Annotated in this window: 15 protein-coding genes; 14 read left to right on the plus strand and 1 reads right to left on the minus strand. The window is 38.3% G+C overall.

Annotation, left to right across the window (positions count from 1 at the left end):
• The first annotated feature begins 37 nt into the window (after positions 1–37).
• Both ACMX9J_RS14375 and ACMX9J_RS14380 read left to right on the plus strand, forming a co-directional pair.
• Complete coding sequence (locus ACMX9J_RS14375; RefSeq protein ID WP_416225889.1) at positions 38–667, plus strand: copper homeostasis protein CutC; 630 nt, start codon at positions 38–40, stop codon at positions 665–667.
• Positions 668–795: 128 nt separating this feature from the next.
• Positions 796–930 carry a hypothetical protein gene (locus ACMX9J_RS14380; RefSeq protein ID WP_260506497.1) on the plus strand — a complete coding sequence of 45 codons (135 nt, stop codon included), beginning with the start codon at positions 796–798 and terminating at the stop codon, positions 928–930.
• A gap of 72 nt (positions 931–1,002) precedes the next feature.
• On the opposite strand, the gene ACMX9J_RS14385 is transcribed toward ACMX9J_RS14380, so the two are convergent.
• Complete coding sequence (locus ACMX9J_RS14385; RefSeq protein WP_416225890.1) at positions 1,003–2,394, minus strand: amino acid permease; 1,392 nt, start codon at positions 2,392–2,394, stop codon at positions 1,003–1,005.
• 446 nt (positions 2,395–2,840) lie between these two features.
• Here ACMX9J_RS14385 and ACMX9J_RS14390 point away from each other — a divergent pair, with 446 nt between their 5' ends.
• The 12 genes from ACMX9J_RS14390 to lrgB all read left to right on the plus strand — a co-directional run bounded on the left by ACMX9J_RS14390 (position 2,841) and on the right by lrgB (position 14,395).
• Positions 2,841–3,179, plus strand: a complete 339-nt coding sequence (locus ACMX9J_RS14390) for a general stress protein (protein WP_028412322.1) — start codon at positions 2,841–2,843, stop codon at positions 3,177–3,179.
• 272 nt (positions 3,180–3,451) lie between these two features.
• Positions 3,452–4,174 carry an MBL fold metallo-hydrolase gene (locus ACMX9J_RS14395; RefSeq protein ID WP_416225891.1) on the plus strand — a complete coding sequence of 241 codons (723 nt, stop codon included), beginning with the start codon at positions 3,452–3,454 and terminating at the stop codon, positions 4,172–4,174.
• Positions 4,175–4,178: 4 nt separating this feature from the next.
• Positions 4,179–4,757 carry a TetR/AcrR family transcriptional regulator gene (locus ACMX9J_RS14400; RefSeq protein WP_047751634.1) on the plus strand — a complete coding sequence of 193 codons (579 nt, stop codon included), beginning with the start codon at positions 4,179–4,181 and terminating at the stop codon, positions 4,755–4,757.
• A 259-nt stretch (positions 4,758–5,016) separates the two neighbouring features.
• Positions 5,017–6,966, plus strand: coding sequence for a BglG family transcription antiterminator (locus ACMX9J_RS14405; RefSeq protein WP_367032990.1), 1,950 nt, complete (start codon positions 5,017–5,019; stop codon positions 6,964–6,966).
• Positions 6,967–7,125: 159 nt separating this feature from the next.
• Positions 7,126–7,431, plus strand: coding sequence for a PTS sugar transporter subunit IIB (locus ACMX9J_RS14410; RefSeq protein WP_028412318.1), 306 nt, complete (start codon positions 7,126–7,128; stop codon positions 7,429–7,431).
• 13 nt (positions 7,432–7,444) lie between these two features.
• On the plus strand, positions 7,445–8,803 hold the full coding sequence (gene celB, locus ACMX9J_RS14415) for a PTS cellobiose transporter subunit IIC (protein WP_028412317.1): 1,359 nt from the start codon (positions 7,445–7,447) through the stop codon (positions 8,801–8,803).
• Positions 8,804–8,816: 13 nt separating this feature from the next.
• A complete protein-coding gene (locus tag ACMX9J_RS14420; RefSeq protein ID WP_176344642.1) occupies positions 8,817–9,146 on the plus strand; it encodes a PTS lactose/cellobiose transporter subunit IIA in 330 nt (109 codons plus the stop codon).
• Complete coding sequence (locus ACMX9J_RS14425; RefSeq protein WP_416225892.1) at positions 9,143–10,471, plus strand: 6-phospho-beta-glucosidase; 1,329 nt, start codon at positions 9,143–9,145, stop codon at positions 10,469–10,471. Before ACMX9J_RS14420 ends, ACMX9J_RS14425 begins: the two co-directional genes overlap by 4 nt.
• A gap of 119 nt (positions 10,472–10,590) precedes the next feature.
• Positions 10,591–12,342 (plus strand): sensor histidine kinase, encoded by a 1,752-nt coding sequence (locus tag ACMX9J_RS14430; protein WP_047751631.1) that lies wholly within the window; start codon positions 10,591–10,593, stop codon positions 12,340–12,342.
• Between the two features lies 1 nt (position 12,343).
• Positions 12,344–13,084 carry a LytR/AlgR family response regulator transcription factor gene (locus ACMX9J_RS14435; RefSeq protein WP_033578087.1) on the plus strand — a complete coding sequence of 247 codons (741 nt, stop codon included), beginning with the start codon at positions 12,344–12,346 and terminating at the stop codon, positions 13,082–13,084.
• A gap of 162 nt (positions 13,085–13,246) precedes the next feature.
• Positions 13,247–13,681, plus strand: coding sequence for an antiholin-like murein hydrolase modulator LrgA (lrgA, locus tag ACMX9J_RS14440; protein WP_028412310.1), 435 nt, complete (start codon positions 13,247–13,249; stop codon positions 13,679–13,681).
• Between the two features lie 33 nt (positions 13,682–13,714).
• A complete protein-coding gene (gene lrgB / locus ACMX9J_RS14445; RefSeq protein WP_028412309.1) occupies positions 13,715–14,395 on the plus strand; it encodes an antiholin-like protein LrgB in 681 nt (226 codons plus the stop codon).
• Positions 14,396–14,439 lie beyond the last annotated feature (44 nt).

Genomic DNA, 14,439 nt, shown 5'->3' on the forward strand with positions numbered 1-14,439 from the left:
GGGCTTTATTTATACAGCCAATAAAGGAGTTGAAAGTATGAAGTACATAAAAGAAGCGTGTGTAGAAGGGTATGAGCAGGCAAAAAAAGCCGAAAAGCTAGGAGCAGACCGCATTGAATTATGTGACAATCTCAGTCAAGGAGGCACTACGCCAAGTTACGGCACCATTCAACATGCAAGTGAACATCTTGATACAGATATCAACGTGATTATTCGCCCAAGAAGCGGGAACTTTGTATATTCGGAAGCAGAATTTCAAATTATGAAAAAAGACGTTAAAGCATGTAAAGACCTTGGAGTAAACGGAGTAGTATTCGGCATATTAACAGAAAAAAATGAAATCGATCACGGACGCAATAAAGAATTAATAGCAGAAGCTCGTCCTTTAAGCGTTACGTTTCATATGGCATTTGATGAGATTAAAGATAAATACAAAGCCATTGATATACTTAGTGAAATGGGAGCAGACCGCATTTTGACCAAAGGTGGGAAAGGGTCTGCTTTGCAAAACTTGCAGGTGATCCGAGAACTGATCACATACGCCAATGACCGTCTTATTATTTTGCCCGGCGGAGGAATTCATGAAGGCAACGCAGATCGGGTTATAAAAGACACACAGGCGACTGAATTACACGGAACAAAAATTGTAGGAGATTTATCGGATTAAATAAAAGAGGCTGGGACAAAAGTATGTTAGTCAAAGTGAAAAACGAACCACTAATCAACATGTTTGATTGGTGGTTCGTTTTTTTGTGATGGTAAATATAGTTTTATGTGTTTCGTTCCTTCTAGCAGGTGATTGGAGGGCAAGGCGAAGACTCCTGCGGGAACAGCGGAATAGATGAGACCCCGCAGGAGCACAAGCGACGAGGAGGCTCAGCGCCCGCCCGCGGAAAGCGAAGCCTTGCACGGAAATCAACTGCGGTGTAATAAGCAGTCCAGCTCATCTATCTCCCTTGTTCATCTTTAGGTTGGATTCATTTCGTTATGTCTCAACCTCTTTTATTTTGATGTGTTTTCTTTTGCTGCTAAGCCGCTCGTCATTTTGGTACGCTGAAAGAAAAACGAACCTACGACGAGTACAGCAATTAAAATAGTTAAAAAGAACTGTGAACGCAATGAATCAATAAATGCCATGGCAATAAAGATACTAGTGATGGCAAGGATTGTAGCGTAAGTTAAGTAAGGAAACAACCACATTTTAATTTTTAATGCTTCAGGGTTTTCTTTTTCATATTTTTTTCTCATTTTAATTTGTGAAAATGCAATAACGAGGTACACAAGAAGGGCTACGCCGCCTGATGCATTCACTAAGAACAAAAAGATTTTATCTGGCGAAATATAGTTAAAGATGACGCTGATGTACGAAATAACTGTACATGCTAATATCGCGCTAACCGGTACGCCTTTTTTATTTAATTTTGAAAAGCTTTTTGGCGCATTACCATTTTGAGACATGGAAAACAGCATACGAGAGCTTGTATACAAACCAGAATTCAGACAAGAAAGGACAGCTGTTAAAATAATAAAGTTCATAATTTGAGCGGCGGCCGGTATGTTTACTAATTCAAGAATAGAGACAAATGGGCTTTTCATTAGGCTTGATGAATTCCACGGAAGAACGGTTACTAAAATAAAAATAGATCCTAAATAGAAAAATAAAATACGATAAATAACGGTATTGGTCGCAATGGTAATGGCTTTTTCAGGTTGAGAAGATTCACCTGCCGCGGTTGCAACAATTTCTGTTCCCATAAAGGAGAACATGACAAGGGCGATTCCTAAAAATACAGAGCTAATTCCATTCGGTAAAAAGCCGCCTTTATGCAAAAGATTGGAAGTGCCGGGAGAATCAATTCCTGGAATGAATCCACAAATAATAGCAATACCTAAAAGTAAAAAAAGAACGATACTGACAACTTTAATGAGAGAAAACCAATATTCAAATTCTCCGAAAGATTTAACAGAGTACAGATTGGTCATCGTTAATAAAAAAGTAAGAGCCAGGCTGACTCCCCAAGACGGTAAAGACGGGAACCAGTATTGAATAATATTTGCACCTGCAATGGCTTCAACAGCAATAACGATAACCCAGAAAAACCAGTAGAGCCAGCCAATTGTGTAGCCGGCCCAAGGGCCTAATGCCTCTTTTGCATAAGTGGAAAACGAACCGCTGGAAGGATTTGCAGTAGACATTTCTCCAAGCATTCGCATGACTAAAATAACGAGTAAACCAGCAAATGCGTACGAAAAAATAGAGCCGGGTCCAGCGGTGTTAATGAGTGATCCGCTTCCAATAAACAATCCAGCGCCAATAATTCCTCCAAGAGAAATCATGGTGATATGCCGGATCTTTAACTCTTTTTTTAACTGTGGCTGTGGATGGCTGTTCATTTGTAACCTCCTATATAACCTGAATTTTTAGTTAATACGGAGAATTATAGTATGTTATAAGGTGCAAGGACAGGATGTTGTTAGAAGTTCTTTCATATAAAAAAACGGATATGAATGGTTGCATTCATATCCGGCTTACTCTGACACAGACATTCATTATGCGTAGAAAGTACCTGATTAGCGCCTTTTTTCTTTATTATAATAAGCAATGCAGATGAATTTTTTATGAATGGTAGCTGAAAATAAGCTGAATGATTGTTTTAGATACGTTAATCAAAAGAGATGTACATCCGATTAAAGGATAATATGGAATGATATTCAAACTCTCCGTAAAGCGCTAAATGCGGGTTTTCCTTTCTGAAAACGGGTATATATAGTAGTAAGAAGTTCATTCTTTTACTAAGTATAAAAGAAAGATGTGCGATAGAAACAGGAGGTTATAAATAATGAAACATGTTGAAGTAGTAGAAAACGGAGCGAATATTAACGAAGCAGTTAATCAATTTGCAGATAAAGGTTTTGAGAAAAATGAAGTATACGTGTTTACCTATGACAAGGAAAATTCTAAAAATTTAACTGAAGTAACGGACACAAATATTATTCGACTGTCTGAAGAAGGTCCTTTACATTCAGCAGCGAGTTTATTTTTAACAAGAGAAGATGAGCTTCGAACAAAAATGGCTTCGCTAGGCTTATCAAAAGACGAAACTAAAAAATATGAAGAAGAGTTAAAGAAAGGCAGTGCGATTGTAGTGGCTGCTACGGGAGAAAGAAAAGACGTTTAATTAGGGCAAAAGTAGTTTAGTTAAAGTAAGATCCGAACGCGGTTGATTCTCTATCAAGAATCAGCCGCGTTCGGATTTTTTTGTGGGGACGGTGTAACAAGTGATCTATACGAGCTCCTTTATTCCATTTGTTTGTCTTTAAATTCACTCGATTTCGTTATGTCTCACACTCTTTTTTGTTTTTTCCAATATATGATTGATAAAACTAATGGTATTAGTTAAAATAAAAACTAATACCATTAGTTTTTATTTTGATAATAGGGGATGAGGAAATGAGAATAGTTCGTGAGAAAATGTTGTATCAATTGACGTTTTTGCCTCGATTTTTTCCAGTGAATTGTTATTTAGTCGAAGAGAAAGACAGTCTTACGTTAATTGATGCGGCTCTTCCTTACAGCGCGTCAGGTATTTTGAAAGCTGCAGATCAAATTGGAAAACCGATTACTCGAATTGTTTTTACTCATACTCATGAAGATCACATCGGAGCGATTGATAATTTGAAGAAAAGTTTGCCGAATGCTTCTGTTTATATGTCGCAAAGAGATTATCGATTATTTTCAGGAGACTTTGCACTCAATTCTGAAGAACCTCAAAACCCAATCCGTGGAGGAATACCAAAACTAGGAAAGATTTCAACTAAAATTGATCATTTCATCGAAGTAGAGTCTTATATAGGCTCACTTGCTCCTATTTTTACACCTGGACATACACCTGGGTCTATGTCTTTTTTAGACCAGAGAACAAACGCATTAATTGCGGGAGATTCTTTCCAAGTGCGGGGAGGAGTTGCCGTATCAGGTCAGTTAAAACCGCTGTTTCCGTTTCCTGCCTTTGGAACGTGGAGCAAAGAGCTAGCGCTTAAAAGTGCAGAAAAGCTATATGAATTAAACCCGTCACTTCTTGCTGTTGGACACGGAAGAATGCTTTCTCAACCGCTAAAAATGATGGAAAAAGCAATACAACAAGCAAAAGTAAAAATAGAAAAGAGGAGATGAAGGCATGTCGCCACGACAAGGACTAGATTTTAAAAAGGTTATTCAAACAGGTGAAAATTTGGCCAATCGTGAAGGGTTTTATGCTGTTACAATTGCTTCATTAGCCAAAGAATTAGATGTTCGCCCTCCGTCTTTGTATAATCATATAAAAGGGTTAGAAGAGCTGCGCAAAGAACTGGCTTTAAGCGGACTGCAGCAGCTACACTATCTTCTAAAAAGTGCTGTTGAACATGCTTCTGCAGAAGACGCTGTTTATCAGCTAAGTAAAGCGTACGTTTCATTTGTAAGAAAGTCTCCCGGAATATACGAAGCAACGGCAACGGTGGCACCAACGATACAGGATGAAGAAGTACAAAAAGCATCTGATAACATCGTATTTTTAGTGCTGGAGGTGTTAAAACCGTATCATCTTCCGGAAAGTGAAGCCCTTCATGCTGTTAGAAGTCTCCGCAGCATTTTACATGGATTTTCTTCTTTGGAGCAAAAAGGGGGATTTGGCATGCCGTTGAGTACTGATGAGACACTAGATTTTTTAATTCGTACGTTTGTATTGGGGCTACACCGGTATGAACAGACCCCATAAATTTCATTAATGCCACTAAGCCTAACGCTTTAATGGAAATTGAAAAAAAACAGAAAGAATGATAGATTACAAATAAAGACATTTATTCCTATTGTTTTAGGGTTGTTACTGATGAAGCAGGCAAAACCTAAGCTGCAAGGACAGAAAAGGTAGTTTCTGTTTGTTGCTGTTTAGGTATTTTTTGCTTTTGTTTAAAATAACCAGCTCTTTTAATTTATTTTATAAAGAGGAAATCTTCTGAGAATGGAGAGAAACAAACATGCTTAATTCAAGAATGATCGTCATATTAAGAGAACTAATGTCCGTACAGTCTACATTATCAACCGTTACGAGCGAATATTTAGCAACAGTAAATCAGGTATCTTCTCGAACTATTCGAACGGATATAAAACAGTTAGATGACATGTTGTCTCAGTACGGGGCCAAAATTAAATCAGCTCGAGGGACGGGATATGAACTTAGCGTTTTAGATGAAAAACAATTTCATCAGCTATTAAAAGAACTTTCGGCTAATCAATTATTTGATTCAACTTCTATTCCAACCGTTCCTGATGACCGCGTGCATTATTTAATTAAAAGACTGCTGCTAGCAGACGAATATTTGAAGCTCGAAGATTTAGCAGACGAGTTATATATTAGCAAGTCAACGGTTCAAAACGATTTAAGAGATGTTAAAAAACAGCTGTGTAAGTATGATATTCTTTTAGAAAAACGTCCTAACTATGGCTTGAAAGCTAAAGGGGACGAAATGAAAATGAGATTTTGTATGTCTGAGTACATATTTAACCGAAAAGATAAAGAAGTAGATATGGTATACAATGAAATATCCATCCTGCCCCAAGAATCAATCTTAACGATTAAAGCCCACATTTTAAATCAAATAAAACGATACAATATTATGGTTTCAGATATTGGATTAAATAATTTAATCATTCATTTAGCAATAGCTTGTAAGCGAATACAAGAAGAAAATTTTATCTCTTTGTATTCAGAAGACTTGCTTGAAATTATGGAGCATAAAGAATATGAAGTAGCAGCTGAAATTGTGAGGGAAATTGAAAAGGCATTCAAGATTCGTTTTCCGAAATCAGAAACAGCGTATATCGCCATTCATTTGCTAGGTACAAAAATGCTCAACAGTAGCAATCATGAAGACAAAGAAGTGAAGCAGTTTATTGCCGCAGATATTTATGAATTAACAGCGGCTATATTAGAAGCAATTGAAAAAGAGCTTCATTTAGGAATTAGTGAAGATTCAGAACTGATTCTTGGCATGAGTTTGCATTTGAAACCGGCTATCAACCGCTATAAATATGGAATGAATCTGCGAAACCCGATGCTTGAAGGAATTAAGAGTCATTACCCTCTTGCTTTTGAAGCTGGAATTATTGCCGGGAAGGTTTTAAAAAATCGCCTTGAAATTGACATGCATGAAACGGAAATTGGCTATTTAGCTTTACATATTGGAGGGGCCATTGAACGTCGGAAAATTATCAATCAGCCTAAGCGCTGTTTGATTGTATGCGCATCGGGAGTAGGGAGTGCCAAGCTATTATCATATAAGCTGCAGGCTACGTTCGGATTAAATCTTACTATTTTAGGAACAACTCAGTATTATAAGCTTCACCAAATGTCGCTGCACTCTTTAGATTTTATTGTTAGTACCATTCCAATTCCAGAGGATCTTCCTGTTCCTGTAGTACAAGTAAGTACAATTCTAGGAAACAATGATTTTAAAAAAATTGAATGTTTAATGAAGAATAAACCGCAGTCTTCGTTAGAATACACGAAAAAAGAATTAGTATATTTACAGCAAGAATTTCAAACAAGAGAAGAAGTGCTTCATTTTTTAGGAGAGAAATTAACTCATCTAGGACTAGTTCCTTTTCAATTTATAGAATCTGTTTTTGAAAGAGAAGCTGCATCCCCAACAAGTTTTGGCAATCTCGTTGCGATTCCGCATCCTATGGTTCCTCAAACGGATACGACGTTTTGGGCCATTTGCACGTTAAAAAAACCGATTATGTGGGAAGGAAATCTTGTGCAATTTATTTGTCTTTTAAGTGTAAAAGCGAATAATCAAGGCGATTTGCAGAAGATGTACAGTTTGTTGGTTCGCGTTGTGGATGACAAGCAGGTCGTGCAGCGCTTAGTAAAGTGCAAGGATTATGAGGAGTTTATAGAGGTATTTATGAAAAATATTAGATAAAAGAAGTCCAAGAGAGGGGCTTCTTCTTTTATCTGAATGTTCAAACATAATTTTTCCGTTACTAACGGAAAAAGGTTGTGTATAAATGTAAGCGCTTTTATTTTAAGATAAAACTATCAACAAAACAGATAGCAAAATAAAAAAACGGGGGAATGACAGATGAATATTCTATTATGTTGTGCAGCTGGAATGTCTACAAGTTTACTAGTAACAAAAATGGAAAAAAGTGCTCAGGACCAAAGCACGGAGTATAAAATTTGGGCAGTTCCTGGTGACTCTGTTCGCAACCATATTGATCAAGCAGATGTACTGTTATTAGGACCTCAAGTGCGCTACTTGCTGCCGCAGCTTAAGAAGCTAGGTGAAGAAAAAGGAGTGCCAGTTGACGTTATAAATCCTGTTCACTACGGAACGTGTAATGGAGAACAAGTGTTAAAATTTGCAGCTCAACTAGTTTCAAAATAGGAGTGTGGACTACATGAGCAAATTTAATAGTATGCTTGAAAGCAAAGTAATGCCTATCGCCGGAAAAATGGCAGGTCAACGCCATTTACAAGCACTTCGAGACGGTATTGTTCTAACAATGCCGCTCATTATTATCGGTTCCGTATTTTTAATACTATCGAATTTACCGATACCAGGTTACAACGACTTTATGGCAGGGATTTTCGGAAAAGAATGGGCCACAAAAATGGCGTATCCAGTTGGAGCTACATTCGATATTATGGCGCTGCTTGCTTGTTTCGGAATAGCCTATCGATTAGCTGAAAAATATGGAGTAGACGCTTTGTCCGCAGGTGCTATTTCACTTGCTGCCTTTTTACTTGCTACTCCGTATAAAGTGTCGTTTCTCCCAAGCGGCGCTAAAGAAGCTATTTTAGTAGACGGCGGAATTCCAACCGCTTTAATGGGAAGTAAAGGACTTTTCGTAGCAATGATTGTCGCGATTCTCTCTACGGAAATTTACAGATGGTTTATTCAAAAAGATATTGTCATCAAGATGCCTGATGGAGTTCCACCCGCTGTTGGAAAATCGTTTGCCGCTCTTATTCCTGGCTTCACGGTAATAGCATTTATTTGGATTTTACGTTTGTTAGTAGAACAAACGCATTTTGGAAGTCTGCATAATATCGTTGGAGAATTGCTTGGAAAGCCTTTAGGTGTGTTAGGCGGCAGTTTAGGCGGTACGCTAGTTGCCGAGCTTGTTATTATGCTCATGTGGTCTTGTGGACTTCATGGAGCGAATATTGTCGGTGGAATTATGGCTCCAATTTGGTATGGAGCTATGGATGAAAACAGAATTGCATTTGCTAACCATGAAGCATTACCCAATATTTTCACACAGCAGTTCTTTGACATTTGGATTAATATCGGAGGCAGCGGAGCGACACTAGCTCTAGTCGTTGCCATGATTTTAAAAGCGCGCAGTCAACAAATGAAGCAGCTTGGTAAATTAGGAATAGGGCCAGCTCTTTTTAATATCAATGAGCCGATTATCTTTGGACTTCCGATGGTCATGAATCCAATGATGCTTATTCCGTTTATTATTACCCCTCTTGTGACGGTAGTAGCAACCTATATTGCCATGTCGACAGGACTGGTAGCAAAACCAGCAGGTATTGCGGTTCCTTGGACCATGCCTCCGATTATTTCTGGCTATTTGGCCACAGGAGGAAAATTATCGGGTGCAGTTATGCAAGCTATTAACATCGGCATTTCTGTTTGCATTTATTATCCTTTCTTTAGAATGTGGGATAAACAAAAATTCACTGAAGAACATGGTATACAGCCTGCAGTTGAAGGGGTACCAAGTGATACACAGAAAGATATTGTGTGAGGAGGGATAAAGAATGGAAAGCGTTCAAGAATATATTTTTAAATTAATCTTACACGGTGGAAACGGCAGAAGTTCAGCAATGGAAGCGATAGCGGCTGCCAAAAAGGGAGATTTTTCAGAAGCGCGTGAAAAGCTTACACAAGCTCGGGAAGAATTAAATGCTGCTCATCATATCCAAACGTCGTTAATTCAAGGAGAAATTAGAGGGGATAGCACAGAAATTTCTCTGCTCATGATTCATGCTCAAGATCATTTAATGAATGCGATGACGGTAAAAGAAATGGCTACTGAATTTGTAGATTTATATGAAGCAATCAAAATTTCTGGGGGGATTACATTATGACAAAAGGTATTAAAATTGTAACGATTGGCGGAGGTTCAAGCTATACGCCTGAACTAATAGAAGGGTTTATTAAACGATATGATGAACTTCCAGTTCGAGAACTGTGGCTAGTAGACGTGGAAGAAGGAAAAGAAAAATTAGAGATTGTTGGAAATTTAGCGAAGAGAATGGTGAAAAAATCAGGTTTGCCAATCGAGGTTCATTTAACGTTAAATCGAAGAGAAGCACTAAAAGATGCGGATTTCGTAACAACTCAATTTCGCGTTGGCTTGTTAGATGCACGAGCGAAAGATGAAAGAATCCCGCTTAAATACGGGGTGCTCGGTCAAGAAACAAACGGACCGGGAGGATTATTTAAAGGACTTCGCACCATTCCCGTTATTTTAGATATCTGCCGTGACATTGAAGAGTTATGTCCAGAAGCTTGGCTGATTAACTTCACAAATCCTGCTGGCATGGTAACAGAAGCTGTGCTTCGCTATAGTAACATTAAAAAGATTGTAGGACTTTGTAATGTGCCAATCGGAATGGAAATGGGGATTGCTAAGTTGCTTGATGTAGACCACTCTCGCATTCGAATTGATTTTGCTGGTTTAAATCACATGGTCTACGGATTAGATGTATATGTAGATGGTGTAAGTGTCAAAGATCAAGTTATTGATTTATTGAGTGATCCAACTAACAGCAGCTTTGTGAAAAATGTAGCAGGACTTGGATGGGAGCCAGAATTCACAAAAGCGCTAAATGCGTTAACGTGTCCATATCACATGTACTATTACAAAACGCGTGAAATGGTAGAAAAAGAGCTTGTTAATTATGAAAAAGGTGAAACCAGAGCAGAAGTCGTGAAACAGTTGGAAAAAGAGCTGTTTGAACTGTACAAAGATCCTAACCTAGACATTAAACCGCCTCAATTAGAACAGCGCGGAGGTGCTTATTATAGTGATGCAGCGGTTCGATTGATTACATCCATTTATACGGATAAAGGCGATATTCAACCTGTAAACACAGTGAACAATGGCGCTATTGCAAGCATTCCAGCTGATTCTGCTGTAGAAGTAAGCTGTATCATTACAAAAGATGGTCCAAAGCCAATTTCAGTCGGCGATCTTCCCGTACCTGTCCGCGGTCTTGTTCAAACCATTAAGTCATTTGAGCGGATTGCAGTTGAAGCAGCAGTGAAAGGAGATTATGACAAAGCTATTTTAGCATTAACCATTAATCCTCTTGTTGCTTCTGATAAACTAGCTAAACAAATTGTCGATGAGATGTTAGAAGCTCATAAAGATTACTTGCCTCAATTTTTTAAAACGGTTCAAGCTTAAAGTCAAGCTGTTCGAATACAGTACGTATTCGAACAGCTTTTTCTGTTTATACAGCTAGATTTCTGACACCATCAATGTAACAATATAAAATAGAAACAGACAGCAAAGGGTGGCTAGAAATGATTCATTTATTAATTATGATGGTAGAACGAGTCGGAGTTATTGTCATCTTAGGCTTTTTGCTGGCACATACAAAAGTTTTTCGGCAATTTCTCCGTAAACAGCAAGGTTATAAAGGAAAAGCTGTACTTATTTTTATTTTTTCTCTTTTTAGCATTATTAGTAACTACACGGGAATTGAAATTCAAGGAACGATTATTCGAAATGAAGATTTATTATTAAAAGTAGATCCATCAAGCTCCATTGCAAATACGCGGATTATGGGTGTGGAAATGGGCGGTCTGCTTGGCGGTCCTTTTGTTGGTTTAGGAGTAGGACTACTTGCCGGCGTTCATCGCTTTATGTTAGGTGGGAGTACGGCGTTTAGCTGCGCTGTTTCATCCGTTTTGGCAGGAGTGTTAACTGGATATATCGGTTATGCCTACCGGAAAAAACATCGAACGATTACACCGCGCTTTGCTGCACTTGTAGGCATAGCGATGGAAACGCTTCAGATGCTGATTATTTTATTATTTGCTAAACCGTTTGATTCGGCATGGACGCTAGTGAGTATTATTGCTATTCCAATGATTATTGTAAATGGTACGGGAAGCTATATTTTCTTATCTATTATTCAGTCCATTTTACGGCAAGAGGAACAAATGAGAGCGCTTCAGACACACAAAGTATTATTAATCGCGGATCAAACTCTTCCGCATTTTCGGCAGGGTCTCACTAGTGAATCATGTGAAAATGTTGCAAATATTATTCATCGCTTCACAGGTACGGACGCTGTTTCGTTAACGGATACGCACAAAATTTTAGCTCATGTGGGAGAAGGAATTGATCACCATGTTCCTTCGCACAGTTTAATTACCGGGCTGTCTCACGAAGTGCTGAAGACGGGGAAAATTATGAAAGCAAAATCCAGAGAACAAATTGATTGTCAGCATAAAGACTGCCCGCTTCATGCCGCAATTGTAATGCCGCTTACTTCTCACGGTACTACCATTGGAACACTAAAAATGTACTTTAAAGATGCGAGCGGGTTAAGCCGGGTGGAGGAAGAGCTGGCAGAAGGATTGGCCAAACTTTTTTCAACTCAGCTAGAGCTCGGCGAAGCAGAGCTTCGAAGTAAATTGCTAAAAGATGCGGAGATTAAAGCTTTACAGGCACAGGTGAATCCTCACTTTTTATTTAATGCCATTAATACGATATCGGCGCTTTGCAGACAGGACGTAGAAAAAGCTAGAAAACTGCTACTGCAACTAAGCGTTTATTTTCGTTCTAATTTGCAAGGTGCAAGGCAGCTGTTGATTCCGTTATCAAAAGAGCTTGATCATGTTCACGCGTACTTATCGCTTGAACAAGCCAGATTCCCTAATAAATACGAAATTGACATGTATATTGAAGAAGGACTAGATGATGTCTTGCTTCCGCCGTTTATTCTTCAAGTACTTGTGGAAAATGCCATTCGGCACGCGTTTCCACGCAAACAAAAACACTGTCGCGTAGAAGTTTATATTGAGACAAAAGATAAATATGTATACGTAAAGGTAAAAGACAATGGACAAGGTATAGACACAAAACGATTGGAACTGCTTGGCAATGAGCCTGTTTTTTCAGAAAAAGGAACGGGGACGGCTCTTTACAATATTAAACAACGTTTACATGGATTGTTTGGAAAAGAAACGACACTGGAGTTTGATGTAACAGAAGGAACAGCAGTTTCGTTTGTTATACCAATTGAATTAAAAAGCGAGGGTATGTAGTATGCTGCGAGTACTAATAGTAGACGATGAAATGTTAGCGCGAGATGAATTAAAATATTTACTCCACCGAACGAAAGAAGTAGACTTCATTGAAGAAGCTGAAAGTATCGAAGAGGCGTTGGATAAAATGATGGATGAAAAGCCGGATTTATTATTCTTAGATATACAATTGTCAGATGACAGCGGTTTTGATATTGCGAAAAGACTTAAAAAAATGAAAAACCCGCCTGCTATTATATTTGCAACTGCGTACGATCAGTACGCTTTACAAGCCTTTGAAGTAGATGCAATTGACTATATTTTGAAGCCTTTTGATGAAGAAAGAGTGGTGCAGGCCATTCATAAATATAAAAAAATGCGTGTTCCTCATCACGCTGTTAAAGAAGAAGAACCGATAGGAGAGTCTTCTTCTCAAACGGGAAAGTTAGCGATTTCTGTAGACGATTCAATTGTGTTAGTAAATATAGAGGACATCTTGTTTGTAGGGCTAATAGAAGGAGAAGTTACCATTCAAACCATAACCGAATCCTATCATACTGCAGATACGCTGGCTATGCTAGAAAAAAAGCTCCCTTCTCAGTCGTTTGTTCGTGTGCACCGGGGTTATATCGTCAACGTACATCATATTTCCGAAGTACAGCCATGGTTTAATTCCACGTATAATTTAGTGATGAAAAACGATAAGCGAGTTCCTGTCAGCCGTACATATGCTAAAGAATTGAAGAAGCGTTTAGGAATTTAAGTAAGAAACAGCTTGCGTATGCATGTTAGCAGGCTGTTTTTTGCATTTCAAGGCTCGATTTTTGTAAGTGAGCACAAATATTCGACTCTTTGATTTGAAAACGCTTTCTAACGTGTTTTCATTTTATATAATGAAGTCAACAAACAGAGAGAGGTGAAAGAAATGAGTGCTAAAAAAGTGTATGGCTTTTTAACACAAGCATTTATTTTTTCCGTAATTATGTTGATTTCAGATTTTATTGCAGAGCATTTGCCTTTTCCGATGCCAGCTTCAGTTATTGGACTTGTGCTGTTATTTCTTGCACTCTGCTTGAAGATTATTAAACTAGAGCAAGTTGAATCACTGGGAACGGCTTTAACTTCTTTGATCGGATTTTTATTTGTACCAGCAGGTATTTCTGTTATGAATTCATTAGGTGTTATGCAGCAGTACGGCATTCAAATTTGTTTAGTTATCATCGTGGCAACGATTATTTTGTTAGGCGTTACAGGCTTATTTTCACAGCTTATACTTGGCATGACAAAAGATAATAAAGCAAAAGAAGAAATAAAAGATGTAGATATGAGTGAAAAAACAAAAAAACAGGGCATTGCGTAATATCAATTATAAAGAGACAAGGTGGTTGGAAAGATGAATCCGTATTTTGGAATCGTGGTTTCTTTAGCTGCGTACGGTATTGGAACGTATTTATTTAAAAAGTCAAAAGGGTTTTTCTTATTTACTCCTTTATTTGTGGCAATGGTGCTCGGGATTGCTTTTTTGAAACTTGGTCACTTTTCTTATGAGGAGTACAGTAGCGGCGGAAAAATTATCAGCTTCTTTTTAGAACCGGCAACAATTGCTTTTGCCATCCCTTTATATAAGCAAGCCGATAAATTAAAAAAGTACTGGTGGCAAATTCTTTCTTCTATTGCAGTAGGATCAGTTTGTTCGGTAGCGATTATTTTTGCGATTGCTAAAGGTATTCATATGGATGAAGTCGTGATGAAATCAATGCTCCCACAAGCAGCTACAACAGCGATTGCACTGCCATTGTCTCAAGATATTGGAGGGATTCCTGCTATTACTTCCTTTGCCGTTATTTTTAATGCAGTTATTGTATATGCACTGGGCGCATTATTTTTAAAAGTATTCAAAGTGAAAAATCCAATTTCAAAAGGATTAGCGCTGGGAACGTCCGGGCATGCGCTAGGAGTAGCCGTAGGGATTGAAATGGGAGAAGTAGAGGCAGCCATGGCAAGTATTGCAGTCGTTATTGTAGGTGTCGTCACAGTTGCCGTTATTCCACTTTTTGTTCAGCTAGTCATGTAATAAAAGCCTGAAGATGTCAGAAAACCTCTGACTTCTTCAGGCTT

Origin of the sequence: Priestia sp. RMT2NF4 (assembly GCF_047872835.1) — a bacterium.
GTDB lineage: Bacteria > Bacillota > Bacilli > Bacillales > Bacillaceae_H > Priestia > Priestia zanthoxyli.